Annotated in this window: 10 protein-coding genes; 3 read left to right on the top strand and 7 right to left on the bottom strand. The window is 64.5% G+C overall.

The window, feature by feature from the left end; all coding sequences use genetic code 11:
- The 3 genes from kasA to VGH54_RS08770 form a co-directional block, all read left to right on the top strand.
- The coding region (kasA, locus tag VGH54_RS08780; protein WP_331511560.1) for a 3-oxoacyl-ACP synthase KasA at positions 1 to 1,193 on the top strand (1,193 nt) is incomplete at its 5' end.
- 27 nt (positions 1,194 to 1,220) lie between these two features.
- Complete coding sequence (gene kasB / locus VGH54_RS08775) at positions 1,221 to 2,489, top strand: 3-oxoacyl-ACP synthase KasB (protein ID WP_331511559.1); 1,269 nt, start codon at positions 1,221 to 1,223, stop codon at positions 2,487 to 2,489.
- A gap of 39 nt (positions 2,490 to 2,528) precedes the next feature.
- Positions 2,529 to 3,950, top strand: coding sequence for an acyl-CoA carboxylase subunit beta (locus VGH54_RS08770; RefSeq protein ID WP_331511558.1), 1,422 nt, complete (start codon positions 2,529 to 2,531; stop codon positions 3,948 to 3,950).
- 11 nt (positions 3,951 to 3,961) lie between these two features.
- Here the strand turns inward: VGH54_RS08770 and VGH54_RS08765 are convergent, their stop codons facing one another.
- The 7 genes from VGH54_RS08765 to VGH54_RS08735 form a co-directional block, all read right to left on the bottom strand.
- Positions 3,962 to 6,445, bottom strand: coding sequence for an FtsX-like permease family protein (locus VGH54_RS08765; RefSeq protein WP_331511557.1), 2,484 nt, complete (start codon positions 6,443 to 6,445; stop codon positions 3,962 to 3,964).
- On the bottom strand, positions 6,442 to 9,963 hold the full coding sequence (locus VGH54_RS08760) for an MMPL family transporter (protein ID WP_331511556.1): 3,522 nt from the start codon (positions 9,961 to 9,963) through the stop codon (positions 6,442 to 6,444). Before VGH54_RS08760 ends, VGH54_RS08765 begins: the two co-directional genes overlap by 4 nt.
- A 31-nt stretch (positions 9,964 to 9,994) precedes the next feature.
- Entirely contained in the window at positions 9,995 to 12,271 is a 2,277-nt protein-coding gene (locus VGH54_RS08755) for an SDR family oxidoreductase (RefSeq protein WP_331511555.1), read from the bottom strand.
- A gap of 524 nt (positions 12,272 to 12,795) precedes the next feature.
- Complete coding sequence (locus VGH54_RS08750) at positions 12,796 to 13,551, bottom strand: SGNH/GDSL hydrolase family protein (RefSeq protein ID WP_331511554.1); 756 nt, start codon at positions 13,549 to 13,551, stop codon at positions 12,796 to 12,798.
- The gene (locus VGH54_RS08745) at positions 13,548 to 15,167 is read right to left on the bottom strand and encodes an FAD-dependent monooxygenase (protein WP_331511553.1); all 1,620 of its coding nucleotides are present in this window, start codon (positions 15,165 to 15,167) and stop codon (positions 13,548 to 13,550) included. The genes VGH54_RS08750 and VGH54_RS08745 overlap by 4 nt, the downstream gene beginning before the upstream one ends.
- 76 nt (positions 15,168 to 15,243) lie before the next feature.
- On the bottom strand, positions 15,244 to 15,876 hold the full coding sequence (locus VGH54_RS08740) for a TetR/AcrR family transcriptional regulator (RefSeq protein WP_331511551.1): 633 nt from the start codon (positions 15,874 to 15,876) through the stop codon (positions 15,244 to 15,246).
- Between the two features lie 55 nt (positions 15,877 to 15,931).
- Positions 15,932 to 17,467, bottom strand: a complete 1,536-nt coding sequence (locus VGH54_RS08735) for a glycerol-3-phosphate dehydrogenase/oxidase (RefSeq protein ID WP_331511561.1) — start codon at positions 17,465 to 17,467, stop codon at positions 15,932 to 15,934.
- Between the last annotated feature and the right edge of the window lie 9 nt (positions 17,468 to 17,476).

Here is a 17,476-nt window from a genome sequence, read left to right as displayed (position 1 = left end):
CGGCGACGACTTCGATCTCGCCGGACATCGAAGGCACGTGGAAGGGTTTGCTGGCCGGCGAGAGCGGCATCCGCGTGCTCGAAGACGAGTTCGTCACCAAGTGGGACCTGCAAGTCAAAATTGGCGGGCACCTCAAGGAATCGGTCGACGACCACATGGGCCGGCTGGACATGCGACGGATGTCCTACGTCCAGCGGATGGCGAAGTACCTCAGCGGCCAGTTGTGGGAGAACGCCGGCAGCCCCGAAGTCGACCCGGACCGGTTCACGGTCGTGGTCGGCACAGGCCTCGGCGGTGCCGAGAAGATCGTCGAGAGCTACGACCTGATGAACGAGGGCGGCCCCCGCAAGGTGTCGCCACTGGCCGTGCAGATGATCATGCCGAACGGCGCTGCGGCCGTCGTCGGTCTGCAGCTGGGCGCCCGCGCCGGAGTGATGACCCCGGTGTCGGCCTGCTCGTCGGGTTCGGAGGCCATCGCCCACGCGTGGCGACAAATCGTCATGGGTGACGCGGACTTTGCGGTCTGCGGCGGCGTGGAGGGCAACATCGAGGCACTGCCCATCGCGGCGTTCTCGATGATGCGGGCCATGTCGACCCGCAACGAGGACCCCGAAGGGGCGTCGCGGCCGTTCGACAAAGAGCGTGACGGCTTCGTCTTCGGCGAGGCCGGCGCGATGATGATGATCGAGACCGAAGAGCACGCCAAAGCCCGTGGCGCCAAGCCGCTGGCCCGGTTGATGGGTGCCGGCATCACGTCGGATGCGTTCCACATGGTGGCACCGGCCGCTGACGGCGAGCGCGCCGGACGGGCGATGGCCCGCGCGCTGGAGCTGGCGGGCTTGTCTCCCAAGGACATCGACCACATCAACGCGCATGCGACTGCCACTCCGATCGGCGACACGGCCGAGGCCAACGCCATCCGGGTCGCCGGCTGTGACCAGGCCGCGGTCTACGCGCCCAAGGGGGCGCTGGGTCACTCCATCGGCGCCGTGGGCGCGCTGGAATCGATCCTGACGGTGCTTGCGCTGCGAGATGGCGTTATTCCGCCGACACTTAACTACACCACGCCCGACCCGGAGATCGACCTCGACGTCGTCGCGGACGAGCCACGTTATGGCGAGTACCAATACGCCATCAACAACTCGTTCGGTTTCGGCGGACACAACGTCGCGTTGGCTTTCGGGCGGTACTGAGCAAGGAAGGACACGTTCGTAGGGCCCATGACCACATCGTCAAAGTTGGCTACGGGGAACGGTTTCCCCAACATCGTTGTCACCGGCGTCGCCATGACAACCGCACTGGCAACCGATGTCGATACCACGTGGAAGTTGTTGCTGGACGGTCAAAGTGGCATCCGCGTGCTCGAGGACCCTTTCGTCAAAGAATTTGACTTGCCGGTCCGTATCGGTGGCCATCTGCGCGAGGAGTTCGACAGCCAGCTGGACCGTGTGGAGAACCGCCGGATGGGTTATCTGCAGAAGATGGCCACGGTGCTCAACCGGCGGTTGTGGGAGAACGCGGGTTCGCCAGAGGTCGACACCAATCGGCTGCTGGTCTCCATCGGCACCGGGATGGGCTCCAGCGAGGAGCTGATTTTCAGCTACGACGGCATGCGGGAAAAGGGCCTGCGGGCGGTCTCCCCACTGGCCGTGCAGATGTACATGCCCAATGGCGCCGCGGCGGCGATCGGGCTGCAGCGGGAAGCGAAAGCCGGCGTGATCACCGCGGTGTCGGCGTGCGCGTCCGGCTCGGAGGGCATTGCCCGCGCGTGGCAGCAGATTGCGCTCGGTGAGGCCGACATTGCAATCTGCGGCGGCGTCGAGACCCGGATCGAGGCGGTGCCCATCGCCGCATTTGCGCAGATGCGCATCGTGATGTCGACGACCAACGACGACCCGGCCGGTGCCTGCCGTCCATTCGACAAAGACCGGAACGGATTCGTGTTCGGCGAGGCCGGGGCCTTGATGGTGATCGAAACCGAGGAGCACGCCAAAGCCCGCGGCGCTGACATCCTGGCCCGCATCATGGGTGCCAGCGTCACCTCGGACGGCTTCCACATGGTGGCGCCGGATCCCAACGGCGAGCGGGCCGGGCATGCGATGACGCGGGCGATCGAGCTCGCCGGCCTGACCCCGTCCGACATCGACCACGTGAACGCCCACGCCACCGGCACCTCGGTCGGCGACGTTGCCGAGGGCAAAGCGATCAACCGCGCGCTCGGCCCGCACGGCGGCAACGCAGCCGTGTACGCCCCCAAGGCCGCACTCGGCCACTCGGTCGGTGCGGTCGGCGCCGTCGAGTCGATCCTGACCGTGCTGGCCCTGCGCGACCAGGTCATTCCACCCACACTGAACCTGGTGAATCTGGACCCTGAGGTCGACCTGGACGTGGTGGCGGGCCAGCCGCGAACCGGCAACTACAAGTACGCGATCAACAACTCGTTCGGGTTCGGCGGGCACAACGTGGCGCTGACATTTGGCCGCTACTAACCCGCATCCCCGAACAGCAATGAGACTAGGAGACCTGCGATGACGACCCTGGCCCCTGAGGCAATCGATGAGTCGCTCGACCCGCGCGATCCGCTGCTGCGGCTGAGCAGGTTTTTCGACGACGGCAGCATCGAGCTGCTGCACGAGCGCGACCGCTCCGGTGTGCTCGCCGCGGGCGGAACCGTTAATGGCGTGCGCACCATCGCATTTGCCACCGACGGCACCGTGATGGGCGGGGCCATGGGGCTCGAGGGCTGCACGCACATCGTCAACGCCTACGACACCGCCATCGAAGAACAGAGCCCGATCGTGGGCATCTGGCATTCGGGCGGTGCGCGGCTGGCCGAGGGCGTGAAGGCATTGCACGCCGTCGGGCTGGTGTTCGAGGCGATGATCCGCGCGTCCGGATACGTCCCGCAGATCTCGGTGGTGGTCGGTTTCGCCGCCGGCGGCGCGGCCTACGGCCCGGCGCTGACCGACGTCGTCATCATGGCGCCGGAGGGTCGGGTGTTCGTCACCGGGCCCGACGTCGTGCGCAGCGTCACCGGTGAAGACGTGGACATGGCCTCGCTGGGCGGCCCGGACACACATCACAAGAAGTCCGGGGTTTGCCACATCGTCGCCGACGACGAGGCCGACGCTTACGAGCGTGGTCGCCGCCTGGTCGGATTGTTCTGCCAGCAGGGCCATTTCGACCGCAGCAAGGCTGAGGCGCACGAGAGCGACCTGCACGCGCTGTTGCCGGAGTCGCCGCGTCGGGCCTACGACGTGCACCCGCTCGTCACCGCACTGCTCGACGAGGACGCGCCGTTCGAGGAGTTCCAGGCCAAGTGGGCGCCATCGATGGTGGTCGGACTGGGTCGCTTGTCGGGACGCTCGGTCGGCGTGCTTGCCAACAACCCGTTGCGCCTCGGCGGCTGCCTCAACTCGGAAAGTGCCGAGAAGGCAGCACGTTTCGTGCGGCTCTGCGATGCGTTCGGCATCCCGCTGATCGTGATCGTCGACGTGCCCGGCTACCTGCCCGGCGTAGACCAGGAATGGGGCGGCGTGGTGCGCCGCGGGGCCAAACTCCTGCACGCGTTCGGTGAGGCCACCGTTCCGCGCGTCACGCTGGTCACTCGAAAGATCTACGGCGGGGCCTACATTGCGATGAACTCCCGCTCGCTGGGCGCCACCAAGGTGTTCGCCTGGCCGGACGCCGAGGTCGCCGTGATGGGCGCCAAGGCAGCTGTCGGCATCTTGCACAAGAAGAAGCTGGCCGCCGCCGCTGACCACGAGCGCGACGCGCTGCACGACGAGCTGGCCGCTGAGCACGAGCGGCTCGCCGGCGGTGTCGACAACGCCATTGAGATCGGCGTTGTCGACGAGAAGATCGACCCCGCCCACACCCGCAGCCGGATCAGCGAGGCGCTGGCCGAGGCACCGGCACGGCGCGGACGTCACAAGAACATCCCGCTGTAGTCGCCAGCACGCTAATCGACGGCCACAGCCGCGACGATGTCAAGGCGCGCGGCGCGCACAGCGGGGGGGATCGCGCCCAGCAGGGTCAAAGCGAATGCGGCGCAAGCAAATAGAAGTGCCATCCAGCTCGGCTTATACGCCACGTCGATGCTGAGCACATGGGTCAGCGCGGACGTAGTCAGGTACTGGTTGGCCGCACCAAATGCCGCTCCAATCGCGCCACCGACAACACCTACGCCCGCAGCCTCGGTAAGAATCGTACGCAGCGCGAAGCGCCGCGAAGAACCCATCGCCCGCAACACGCCCAGCTCGCGCCGCCGCTCCAGTACGGACAGCATCAGCGTGTTGAACAGCGCGACGCTCGCCACGAAGACGACTATCCACGCCATCACATTGATCAGTGCCGTGCCCTGCGCCAGGGACGCACCGACCGCGCTCGCCGCCTCCTGGCCCGAGTACACGTATACGTCGGCGGGCAACTTGTCGCGGATCGCCGCCGCGACGCCGGGACGATCGGCGCCCGGCATGAGGCTAACAGCAAGAATCGTCGACCCGGGCCGCGCAAACCATTGACGCAGATGTGTCAAGCTCATCGATACGACACCGCCTAGTAGCGAGAAGTATGGCACCACCTGCAGGACACGAACGCGGCGCTCGCCGGTGGGGGTCGCCAATGCCAATTCGTCGCCTGCCCGTAGTCCCAGGGAACGAGCGATGTCGCGGGCTACGACGACGCCGTCACCAGCTAGAACCTGTTCTCGCACTTGCGGAGTCATCGCACTCACCGGCGGCGCGACCGCCCCTGGGGCGAGGCCCTGGATCAGTACCCGTCTGCCGCGGACGGTTGCGAAAGCCATCTGCGCTGGAAAGACGCCGCGCACCCCCGGGATCGACGCGATCTTCGATTCGGCGTCCTGCGGCAGGATCGGCGCTGTCGGGAACACGCCGGGAGCAGACGAGCTGACGAAGAAGTCCCTATCGCGAAGCGAGGAGAAGCTGGCTTCCATCGAATCGATGGCGTTGAAGTTTGCGCCGGTATTCTGCACGGTGATCGCCAGCGCGATCTGCACAGTCATGAATGTTGCCCACACTCGGCGCGGCGCCCGCTCGATCGTCGCAGCGGCCAGCGCACCCGGTGCACCGAAGCCTCGCGCGACCTTCGCCGCCCAATGCACGATCGGCCCGGCGAAGGCGAAGCACAGGGCGATCTCGCCGAGAAACACGATCGCGATAGCCGCCACCGAAACACGTCCCAGGTCGCGGGATCCGACCAAAACAGCCGCTGCAACAAGCCCGGCACCGATGACACCCGCCACCAGCCGCGACCGAAGCCGAACGACGTCGGCACTGGATACCCCGACTGGGGCCAGGGCCTCTACAGGCTCCACTTTGTGCACCTGGCGAGCCGCCAGCGCCGCCGCCCCAACGCTGACCACTACGCACGCGGCCATGCCGACAGGAATTGCGTAGCCGGGCAGAATGTATTCGGTTCGCGACTCGTAGCCCTGCAGCAGCGCCGCGGGCAGGACGCCAATCGCCCGCCTGCCGATCAACACGCCCAGTGCCGATCCCGCTATCCCGCCGACCAGCCCTATGAGGCCGGCCTCCAACAGCAGGTCAAGCACCATCTGCAACTTGTCGGCGCCGATGGCGCGAAGCATCGATATCGCCGGACGCCGCTGCGTGATCGCCATGCTCATCGCGTTGAAGATCAGGAATCCAGCGACCACGAGCGCGGTCGATGCCGCCAACAGCATGAGCGTGCGCATAATCGCCACCGGCCCAGTGGATTGCGCGGACCGGAAGGTCGGTTCGGCGACGACGGCGCGTGCGCCCACTACGTCCGCGAGGCCCTGCCTGACCTGTCCCAGGTCAGTATCGGGTGCCGTGATCACCAATACCGAATCGAGCATGCCTACCCGATCGGTGAGGCCTTGTATCAATGGCAGCGGCCCCACGATGAAATTGCCGTGGTTGACCCGGTCTGCATCAGCACCGGCGATGACGGCCGCTACGGTGACCTTCCCGTTGCCCAACGGAAACGAGTCTCCCTCTTTGTGGCCCGTGCCGGCCCCGACCGCAACCCGATTGCGCTGCTTGAGCATGCGGCCGATCTTGTCTTGGAGCGCGCGCTGCAGAGGGCTCAGCATGGCCCTTACCTTTTTGTTCACCCCCAGCAGCACCACACGCTCTGAAGGCTTCCCGACGGACATCCGCAGCATTGGCACCGCGGCGTCGACACCGGGCACCTTCGCGATGTCGCGGAGCAGCGCTTCCGGGAATCCGGTGTCGGTGACGCCGGAAACCTCGAGGCTCGCATTGCCGCCGATACTGGTGACAAGACGGCTGGAGGAACCGGTGATCGACCCCGCAATACCAAGGACGGCAACCAGCAACGTCGCCGAGATCGCAACCACCGCAAGCAACATCGCCGTCCGGCCGGGATGCCTGCGCAACTCGCGCAAGTTGAATGCGCGTATGCGATCGATGATCACGGGTGTTCCCCACTAGCCAGGACGTCCGACCCGATGCGGCCGTCCGCCAAGGTGATCACCCGATCCGTCGATGATGCCGCTTCGACGTTGTGGGTAACCATCACGACGGAACGGCCCTGCTGATGAGCGACGTCGTTGAGCAACGCCATGATCGCAGCGCCGGTCTTCGTGTCGAGATTGCCCGTCGGCTCATCGGCGAGAACCAGCGGCGGATCCATCATCAACGCCCGGGCCACGGCCACTCGCTGCATCTGTCCGCCGGACAACTCCGACGGTCGGTGCTCAGCTCGATCAGCGAGATCAACCAACGACAGCAGCTCCAAGGCACGCGGTTTGACCTTCGATATCCGGGCACCGTCGAGCAGCATTGGTACCGCCACGTTCTCCCATGCCGTCATCGTCGGCAGGAGATTGAAGAACTGGAAGACGAATCCAACACTGCGCCTTCGAAATTCAGACCGCTCGTAGTCGTCGAGATCGCTGATCTCCTTGCCTTGGAATCGGATCGACCCGCAGTCCGGTCTGTCCAGTGCACCCAACAAGTGCAGCAGCGTGCTCTTACCCGAGCCCGACGGACCGACGACGGATACGAACTCCCCGCCGGAAAACGCCAATGTGATGCCGTCGAGTGCACGAATCGTCTGGCCACCTAAGCGGTATGTCTTGGAAACCCCTGCCAGCTCGAGCATCGGCTGGTCCCCCGTTTCGGAAATCGTGCTGCAGACCCCGGCGCCCCGGCGGGAAGGCGTCGGCATGCTGTTCCGGCTTGCGGCAAGAACCGCATTGGGCTGTAGCCGCTTTCGGGACGGCCACCAGTTCGCCCGCCCGACGAGCACGGCCATGGCCGGCACCATGACGGTGCGTACCAGCAACGTATCCAGCAGCAGCCCGACTCCGATGACGAAGCCGGCTTGAGCCATGGTGCTGATGCCGGCCAACAGCAGGGCGAACATCGAGGCGGCGAAGCCGATACCAGCCACAGCGATCACCGCACCGGTCGAGCCCAACGTGCGGACAACACCGGAACGCACGTCATCGGGACACTCGTCACGTATCCGGGAGATGAGCAGCATATTGCAATCCGCACCCACCGTGACCAATACGATGAATGTCAATCCCGGTACGCTCCAATGCATTTGCTGTCCGAGGATGAATTGGAACATGATGACGCCGATACCAAGCGCCGACAGGTATGAAACCATCGCCGCGACAATCAGGTAGGCCGGCGCGACGATGGCGCGCAGCCGAGCGATCAAAATCAGAAACACAACTAAGACGGTCATGCCGATGATGAATTGGATGTCTCGGTTGTAGTAGTCACGAGTGTCCTGAAGCGTAGCGGGAAATCCGGCCATTGATATGGTGGCGTCCGCCAGTGCGGGGTCAGATTGAGACTCCCGGGCGGTATCCACGATCGAATTGAGCTGATCGATGGCAGCGGTGCTAAAGGGATTGAATTTGGTTTGTATCAAGTACCGCGCTTCGTACCCATCGGGCGACACGACGAACGTCGACGCATCGCCGACTCCCGCCCGGGTAGGTGCGGGCTGGTTGAGCAGCGCCTGCACCTTATCGAGCAGTCGCCGAATCGCGTCGGCGAGGACTTTGGCACTTTGCTGCAGGGTAGTCGGCTGGTCCTGCACGCCGCCAACATCGTCAATACTTATTGATCGCAGGGCGTTTGCGGCGGTATCGCGTGCCAGGCGCAAGCTCTGCGTCGCTGACTCGACGGTCTGCGAGTCTGGCGTGGACTGCAGCTGTTGAGCCAGTTCGAAGACCTTGCCCAGCGATTCGTCGTCGCTGATGGTGTCCAACCGCGGGTCGCTGCACGAAGAGCCGACGTCGCAGCTCTGGCTGGGGTCAGGCGCCCTCACCGCCGGGCCGGCGAAGTCGTCCGGGATGTTTGCGACGTCTATGGCGATGGCGAAGCCGAGTGCGCGCATGGTGGTGATGATCCTGGCCGCGTCCTCGGGGGTGGTGTCTGCCCCGGATTCGTCGGGAGTGCCGACGAGAGAGTCCAGCAGGCCGTCGGCGTCGGAAAACGTCTCACTTGCGTCGTTCGAATTGCCTCCCGGGAGTTGGGTGGTGTCCTGGGTTATTGCGATGTCGGGCATCTCGCGTACCCGTTGTGCCATCCGCCTGAGGGCGGCAATAGTCTCCGGTCCCTCCAGGTTGTTTGGTGATCGGATAACGAGGTACTGACGAATAGTTGAGTTCAGCGAGAAATGGCGGGCCAGCGCGGCATATCCGACGGAGCTGTCGGCAGAATCCGGCAGGGTTTTCCGATCGTCGTAGTTGTCACGAAGCAGGCGCGCCCCGCCGGCCAGAATGATCAGCACTGCCAAACTGGCGAGCAGATAAGCCTTGGGCCGACGCACAATTCGCATTCCCGAACGCCGCCAGAAACCTGTGACGATGTCGCGGCGTGGCGCGATCCAACCACGCCGCCCGGCGAGCGCGAGCATGGCGGGCAGCAGAGTCACCGCGGCAAGTAGCGTCACACAGATCGCAATCGCCAACACCGGACCGAGGGTCTTGAACACTCTTAATTGGGTGAACATCATCCCAAGAAAGGTGACAGCCAAAGTGGCCGCGGACGCCGCGATCACCTTGCCGACGGACGTCAACGCCTTCTTGACCGCTAGGTCGGAATCCCCACTGAGTAGGACATAGTCGTGATAGCGGCTGATCAGAAAGACGGCGTACCCTATTCCGGCGCCGCACGTAATGCCGGTCATCAGAACAATTGCCTGGTTGGAGATGTCCAGACCCAATTGGCAGAATCCAGCCACAATGGCCTGCGCAGTCACCAGGGATATGCCGTTTGTTATCAATGGCAACAACGTGGTGACCGGGTTCCGGTAAATGACCAGCACGATGATGAACAGCAGCAGTGCGATCGCGGCCTCGATCAGGGGTAGCTCCCGCGCACCGATGTCGGTGAGGTCGGCATCGGTGGCCGGGGGGCCGGCCAGGCTCGCGGTCAGCGTGGATCCCGCGACGGCGTGTTTGATGATGTCAGCGACCCGGCCGTACGCCTCGTGCAACCGGGGTGAGCCCAACTCGCCCGCGAGTCCGATCGGCAGGTACCAGGCGCGGTGATCCTTACTGGTCATGACGTCGCGCAACGGCGGTGCGCTGAGGAAATCCTGCAGCGTCACGACGCTTCCAGTGTCCTGGCGCAGCTCGTCGACCAGCGTGCGGTAGACGGCTTCGTCGGCCGGTCCCAGCCCCTTGTCGTCGGTCAGGACCACCAGGAGGATTGTTTGCGACCCCGATTCGTGAAAAGCCTCTGTCATCTGTTGGGTCGCGACCAACGCAGGGGCGTCCGACGGCAAGATAGCGACCGGCCGTTCGCGGGCTATCTGGGTTAGCGATGGGAGCGTCAGCAACAGACCGGCCGCGAGCGCAACCCACAACCCGATGAAAACCAGCGGCCTGCGCACGACACAATCGCCCAATCGGCCGAAGACGCCCCCGGCTGCCGCTCCGCCAGTTCCCTTCACCGGCCGGGACATTCGCAACCCATCACACTGGAGGAGAGAGGCCTCAGGGCAATGGCGCGAATTGCTTTAGGGCCATGGCATGGTCTTGGAGTAGGGCTTCTCCGGCGGCGCAGCCTTCAACGACTGCCTGGAGATCCTCACCGGATAGCCGATTGGAAACGCCCGCGAAACTCGGGTCGATAATGCGGGCACCGAAATCGAGCCACTTGGGATCGGCGTCAACATCCAGGAATGCGGCGAGCCGTGTCAGGCACGACGTGGGGTCTGCGACAAGATCGGCGTACGACAACGGCAGGTGTCGGTCTGCCGGCAGGTCCGCGAGCGCTGCTAAGCCGATGGCGATCAACTCGCTCCACATTCGGGCAAATCGGGCGACGGGAAGATCCTGACTCATGAGGTAGTCGAGGTCGCAGCGGTCACCGATCAGAGTTGCGAGTTCCATCGGTATAGCCGTCGGGTCCAGTCGCAGACAAGGGTTTCGGCTCTCCGGGTCGAGGTCGAGCAGTTCCAGCGCGTCCTGAATCAGCATCATCAGGCGAAAGGCGGTGTGTTTGCTCATCGACACGGCCGTGTCCGGACCGTGTCGGAAGAGGTGTACGAACTTCGCGTCCGGGAATGTTTCACGGAGCCACGGGACATTACTTAGCGACATGCCCGACCGTTCCACCACGACACTCCCACCGAAATGTGCTGCGAGCCAGCGAAAAAGCTTCTCGTAGTGCATGCGGGCGGTTTGTTGCGGCCACGTCGGAACCTCGGCGGCAAGGGCGTCGAAAACGCCGTCGGGGTCCGACGACAGATGCGGCAGCGTCATCAAGGCGATCGCCGGGATCCCGGTCGTGTTTACATCGTATCGGGTTCCCGCCAGGCGGGGATAGATGAACTCCGGCGTCCCGGCGTCGCCCCGGACCATGGCGTCGAAGATCGGGTGCGGCTCGGCGAGGCCGCGCCAGAACTGTTCGCCTGACAGTGGTTGGTTAACCGAAGGCAACGTTCGCACCGAAACGTAGAACTCGTTGAGGCTGAGCACATCCCGGTGACCGTTGAGGATTTGCGACAGCGCGGTCGATCCACTTCGTCCGGCGGTGACAACAAATGTTAACCCTCTCATCGGGTGGACCGTGTCGGCGCTGTGCGCAGCAGCGTCGAATGGACGCCCGATACAGGCCCCGCGTGAGGCCGCGGGCACTTGCCTACTGGAGCGCCGCGGTGCCGGCTTGACCGTCAAGTACCGCTTGTGCCGCCCCACGCTTCCGAGCAGATAGTCCAAGTCGACAGCGGTCTGGCTGCGAAACTCACCAAGCAAGGCTCGCGCGCCGGTTGTGTCGAAGGTTCGGCTGTGGTGCGCGTAGAGCAGGAAACCCCTGGCAAAACGCATGCGCCTTTCCATCGCGGTCGGGTTTTCGATCGGACACTCCACCAGCGATAAGCGAACCGGCGCGACTGCGTTGAACACGTCAATGATCGTTTGCACTGGGACATCGTGGTGACGAACGACGTGGTAGGTACTCAAGCCATTCGGGGCAAGCTGTAGCAGCCGAACCACGGCCTCGGCGGCTTCGCCGACCGGCATGAGATTCAAGTGCCCGTTGGGATTACCGCTGATTCGCAGCGGCAGCTTGGTGTCGGGGGGCCGTCCGGAGATGGCCAGCAGGCGCGCCGCGGCTTCGGCCCCCTTCGACACTGACGACAGGGTATGCAGCGGGAAATCCGGATTTGGTGGCCGGTCGGTGACCAAAATGCTCGGCCGAAGCACGACCACCCGACGTCCTGTGCGCTGTGCCCAGTCCCGCACCAGCGACTCGGCCTCGAATTTAGATCGCTCGTAGTTGGTCTCGAAGCCGGCGTCATCTGAAAGTTCTGTCTCGTAGATGACGCCGGTCCGGCGGCGGCCGGCGACAAACGCAGTCGAAACATAAAACAGGTCCGGCCCTCGCGAGCCGGCCTGGGCGAGTTCGAGGATTCGTGCGGTCCCGTCAACATTCACCCTGCGAAGCGCGGCAAGATCCGCGTCCACCTCGGTGCTCGCGGCGCAATGCAAGATTGCGTCAATGCTGTCGGCGAGCACCTGGAACCGCTTATCCGGTAGTCCAAGGTTGGGTTCGGCCAAGTCAACCGACACAACGGCCAGCCGTTCTCGCAGCTGTTCATTGGTCCACACTTGCCCATTGGTGCCGGCGAGTGCGAGCGCTTTCTGTATGCGAGCGATCGGGTCGGACTGCGGACGGGTCAGCAAAGTGAACGTTCCGGGTCCCCGCAAGAGTTCGCGCAGGATGTGAATCCCAAGAAATCCGGTTCCACCGGTGATGGCCCAATGCATATACGCTGCTCCATCCCAGCGGCCCCCGTCGAACGGACTATACGCTGAACGCGAATGCCGGCGGGCGGTTTCGAACCGCGGTGCCGACACGGGCGAGTTCAGGGTTGTCCCCCGAGATGGTGGCATTGACGATGGCGAAAACGGGCTTATAGCCCACTGCGCACGCCCTAAAATCGGAATAGACTTCACTGCAGCGCGTTTCACGGCCGCGCGGCTCGGTACACCGGCCGGCTCGAAAGCCCGGCGCACCGCGTCGGCGAGTTGATCGGCCTTCTGCTCGAGGGTCAGCCCGAGAGACGGTGGCAGAAACGGCTCCGCCGCAAAGGAACCAAACACGACAGTGGGCAACGTGTAGTCGAGATCGTCCGGCCGCAGGCCCGGTCGCAGCATGCCCTCCGCGGCGAGCACCCGCAAGGCAATCGGATTATGACCAGAGTTCGATTCTGGTCAACAGTCATCGACCGGCAGCGATCATAGGGACGCGGCGCTCCGATGCAGACGCTGAATCCAGCGCGTGCGGATTCTCAGGAGTCCAAGAACTGCTGAACGGCCTCGGTGAGAATTCGTCCGCCATTGGTGTTGAGATGAATGCCGTCTATGTGGAACTGCCAACCGTTGACCCGAGAGATCTGATCAAAGCTTTGGCGCAGGATCATTTCCCGAAACAGGTAGTCGCGGTAGAACGATGCAAACGAGAAGTGGGTAAACGGTTTGGCCGTCCCGGCATGCACGAGTCGGTCCTCGAACGACTCCCAGAACGGTATGTAGTCCACCGGCTGCGTCGACGCGACGTTACGGATGATGCCGTTGTAGGTGGCGATCAGTTCGTTGAGCCGCGCCTGGACAGGATGCCGAGAATTCGGGTCTTCTCCCAGCGGGGCAAGCGAACTGAGTCCGATCCTTGCGTTGATCCCCCGCTGGAGCTTGTGCACGATGAAGTTGAGGTTCTCCTCGAATCGCGCTGGGGACGGCACTTCGGCGAGCCGCTTCGCTACCCGCGCGAATCGCCGGAAATTCGGAAAGACGCTCGCCATGATGTCGTTCGTGCCGATAAGGATGATCACCCGCTCCGGCCGCAAGGCGATCACTCGGTCTAGAACCCCGACGGTGTTGAACGACAGATCCCCACCCACGCCGAAGTTGACAAACCGAAATCGGCTGTTCTGCGGCCGCTTCACCAGCTCGTCGATCCACTTGTAGGTTCCCTTCGACGCCGTGGTGCTCGAGCCCAGGCAGGAAATTGTTTCAACCGCCCGGGCATCTCGCTGCGGATCGCTCATCGCCCGCGACCGAGGATCTGACACAGCACCTGACCAAGGCGATTTTCCGGCGACGTTGGGAGGGCGCCGGTGCGCCAGGCGACGAAGCCGTCAGGGCGCACCAGCAGCGCCTCATCGGACCATAAACCCGTTAGTTCTGCCCATCGACCGTCGATGTCTCCTATCTCGCTGTCGGCGCCGATGCTGTGCACGCTGATCGGGACATTGAGCATGGTGGATACTGCATCGGCTGCGCTCGCCCAGGGCGCGCCGGACGAACCGGTGAAAAGCGTGAAGCCGGGTCCGACCAAGTCGAGCGTCGAGATGCGTCGGCCCGCGCGGTGCACCCAGGCGTGCGGCACCCGGGTACCGGTTTGTGCTCGCAGCTCGGCCACCAGCGACACGGCGTCGGGATCCGCTGGCGCGGAATCGTCGAAAACGACTGCTGCTGAGATGTATTGGTAGCCGATGAGCACAGCGAACATGGGCGCCTCCTCGTTCGCCGGCAGTTGCGGCCGGTTGTCGTCCAACCGCAGGAAGGACTGCGACGGCCCAGTGAGCGACTGTCGCGCATTGAAGCGTCCGACCGGGTATCGCTCGGTGTGGTAGGTGGCGAGTAAAGCGGGGTCTGCCATCCCGTTTAAGACGGCGACCAGCTTCCAAGCCAGGTTATGCGCGCTCTGGATAGCAGTGTTGGCGCCACCAGCCTTGAAGGGCGGCATGGTGTGGGCGGAGTCGCCCACGAGAAAGACTCGCCCACTTTGGAATTGGTCGGCCACCTGCTCGTAGGGCTGCCACGGCGCAACATCGATGATTTCCACGTCGATCGGCTCGCCGATCGCCTTCGTCAGCAGCTCACGGCAACGCTGCGCAGTGAACTGAGCGGCGGTCTCGCCGCTACCGGGGAAGTACGTGGTGATGAACATGCCGAAGTCCTCGCGTACCGGCAAAAATATGCCGTCCACATCTGCGGTTTTGACTTGCACCGCGTCGCCGTCGCCGAGCTGGGGTACGAACTTTCGCCACGGTGCCCGAAAGTAGACGAACACGACGTAGATTGGCAGCGCCCCGTAGCCTGAGGTCGTCACGCCAAGCGCGTCGCGGATCGGGCTGTGCACACCGTCGGCGGCGACGAGATAGTCGGCGCGCACGGTCTCCGATGCTCCCGAATCCCGTTCTCGCACTGTGGCGGTGACGCCCGAGTCATCTTGTTCGAACGAACACAAGTCGGTCCCATAGCGCACCTGGCTGTGGTGCCGACGAATGTGCGCGAGCAGCATCGGCTCGAATGCGCTCTGTGGGCAGTATTGCCCGGCAGGCTCGGGGCTCAGTCCTTCGAAGGGTGAGAACATCGCGTCGACGTCGAAGGCTTCCCATTCTTCGGTGCTGTTCAGCGTCGGCTTTCCGAGCATGCTTGACACGCCGTCGGCTACGGCATGAACCTCGTCGGCCAATCCCAGTTCGCGCAGGATCTCCAGGCTGCGGAAACTCAGGTTGCGTGCTTTGGGATAGATGAAGACCTCGTCGCGTTTCTCGACTAGCAGCGAACGGACGCCGTGCTGGGCCAGCAGCGCCGACGTGGTCAGGCCGCCGGCGCCGGCGCCGACGATCAACACCGGGACATGCGTGACACTCATATCGAACCTTTATTAGGTGGAACTGATTAGTTCCGCTTAAGCCCAATGTGTCACTTCGAAACGCACCGCGCAACCCCTAACGGAGCGGTGCGCCGGTGAGCGGCAAAATCACGTCTTCGAGCACCCGTCGGACATAAACCCGGTCGATCGGCCGCCCGGTCATCACCCGCAACACGTTGAGACCCAGCGCGACGTCGGGTATGAGACTCAGGTCTCGGCCGGCCGGTATCTCGCCGCGATTCACCGCGTGGTCGAGCACCGCCCGGACCACCTGCCGCGGAATGGCCAACACAAGGTCGTCCAGGGCGGCCGCCAGGACGGGATTGTGCATCGCCGCCGTCGCCACTCCGAGTATGACGTGAATCATGCTCAGCTGAGCGTCATTCAGGTCAGGCACGGCCGCAACCAGTGCCTCGATATCGCCGCGAAGGCTGCCGGTGTTCGGTGCTTCGGCGGGTCCCAGTCGCCGTCTCCAGTGGGCGATCGCGTCGGCGACCACGACAGCCTTCGACGGCCAGCGACGATATATCGCCGCCTTACCCACCCCTGCGCGAGACGCGATGTCGTCCATGCTCAGACGGTCGTAACCCTGGTCGGCCACTCCAGCCAGAGCCGCGTCGAGGATGGCGGCGTCCAGCGATCGGTCAAGGCGTCGCTTGCTTCCCGCCGGGCGCCTCGTCGGCGCCGACTGGCCGCTCTCCAACTCCATACTCTGGCCCCTCAGCCGATACGGATAAGTTCCGTTAGATGCTATCGCATCCGCGTCAGGCGAACTGCGACAGAAACTCCTCGGCAATGCCGGTGACCTTGTCGCGATCGCCGGCCACTAAGCCGATTCGGGTACGACGGTCCACGATGTCGTCGACGGTCAGCGCACCCTCGTGGGTGATCGCGTACTCGAATTCCGCACGCGTCACGTCGATCCCGTCGGCCACCGGGTCGGCGGGATGCTCACACGTTGCGGCGGCGAACACGTTGGCCGCCTCCGCCCCGAAGCGCAGGACCAGCGACTCCGGCAGCCCGGCCATCGGCGCGGTCGTCGACCCAGGATTCGCCGAAGCGCCGACCAACGGCAGATTTCGGGTCTGGCACGCGCCGGCGTCGAGTGCCCGCAATTGGATCGCGCGGTCCAGCACGCCCTCGGCCATGTGGCGGTACTCGGTCAGCTTGCCGCCGATCACGCTGATCACCCCCGCAGCTGACTCGACGACGGCGTGCTCACGCGACACGTCGGCCGTGCGGCCTTCGCCGGCATCGATCAGCGGCCGCAGCCCGGCATAAGCGCCGATGACATCGGCCGGTCCAAGCGCGACGTCCAATGAGGTGTTGACCGTGTCGAGCAGGAACGAGATCTCCTCCTGCGTCGGCTGCGGCACATCGGGAACCGGGCCAGGCGCGTCCTCGTCGGTCAGGCCCAGATAGACGCGGCCCAGCTGTTCCGGCATTGCGAACACGAACCGGTTGATCTCGCCGGGAATCGGAATGGTCAGCGCGGCAACGGGATTGCCGAACGCCTTGGCATCGAACACCAGATGAGTTCCACGACTTGGCCGCAGCCGGAGCGCGGTGTCGACCTCGCCCGCCCATACCCCTGTGGCGTTGACGACCGCGCGCGCCGAGACGTCGAACGACTCACCCGAGCGCTGGTCGGTCAGTGTCACCGAGGTGCCCGTCGCATTGGACGCGGCGACGCGGGTCAGGATGCGCGCGCCGTGTTGCGCCGCCGTGCGCGCCACGGCGGTGACGAGTCGCGCGTCGTCGATCAGCTGCCCGTCATAGGCGAGCAGGCCGCCGCGCAAACCCTCGCGGCGCACTGTCGGCGCCATTTCGATCGCGCGCGCCCGGTCGATCCGGCGCGATCGCGGAAGCGTCGATGACGGTGTGCCCGCCAGCTTGCGCAGCCCGTCGCCCGCGGCGAAACCGAACCGCACTAAGGCCTGCGACGCGACGTTCGTCTCGGGTAGCAGCGGAACCAGCTGCGGCATGGCCTTGACGAGGTGAGGAGCGTTGCGGGTCATCAGGATTCCGCGTTCGATGGCGCTGCGGCGCGCGATTCCGACGTTGCCCGTCGCGAGGTAGCGCAGCCCGCCGTGCACCAGCTTGGAACTCCATCGACTGGTCCCGAAAGCGAGGTCGTGTTTCTCCACCAGCGTCACTCGTAGACCTCGCGACGCCGCATCCAGTGCGATGCCGACACCGGTGATGCCGCCCCCGATCACGACGACGTCGGTCGGCGCGCCGTCGGCCAGCGCGGTGAGGTCCGCGGTGCGGCGGGCGGCGTTCAGCGCAGTCGACGTCATGACAGGTAT

The organism is Mycobacterium sp. (genome assembly GCF_036488105.1).
Classification (GTDB): domain Bacteria; phylum Actinomycetota; class Actinomycetes; order Mycobacteriales; family Mycobacteriaceae; genus Mycobacterium.
This window is presented reverse-complemented; position numbering and strand designations above follow the sequence as displayed.

Coding starts and splice junctions, on each gene's coding strand:
- kasB (WP_331511559.1), top strand. CDS start 1,221: ATGACCACATCGTCAAAGTTGGCTACGGGGAACGGTTTCCCCAACATC.
- VGH54_RS08770 (WP_331511558.1), top strand. CDS start 2,529: ATGACGACCCTGGCCCCTGAGGCAATCGATGAGTCGCTCGACCCGCGC.
- VGH54_RS08760 (WP_331511556.1), bottom strand. CDS start 9,963: ATGTCCCGGCCGGTGAAGGGAACTGGCGGAGCGGCAGCCGGGGGCGTC.
- VGH54_RS08755 (WP_331511555.1), bottom strand. CDS start 12,271: ATGCATTGGGCCATCACCGGTGGAACCGGATTTCTTGGGATTCACATC.
- VGH54_RS08750 (WP_331511554.1), bottom strand. CDS start 13,551: ATGAGCGATCCGCAGCGAGATGCCCGGGCGGTTGAAACAATTTCCTGC.
- VGH54_RS08745 (WP_331511553.1), bottom strand. CDS start 15,167: ATGAGTGTCACGCATGTCCCGGTGTTGATCGTCGGCGCCGGCGCCGGC.
- VGH54_RS08740 (WP_331511551.1), bottom strand. CDS start 15,876: ATGGAGTTGGAGAGCGGCCAGTCGGCGCCGACGAGGCGCCCGGCGGGA.
- VGH54_RS08735 (WP_331511561.1), bottom strand. CDS start 17,467: ATGACGTCGACTGCGCTGAACGCCGCCCGCCGCACCGCGGACCTCACC.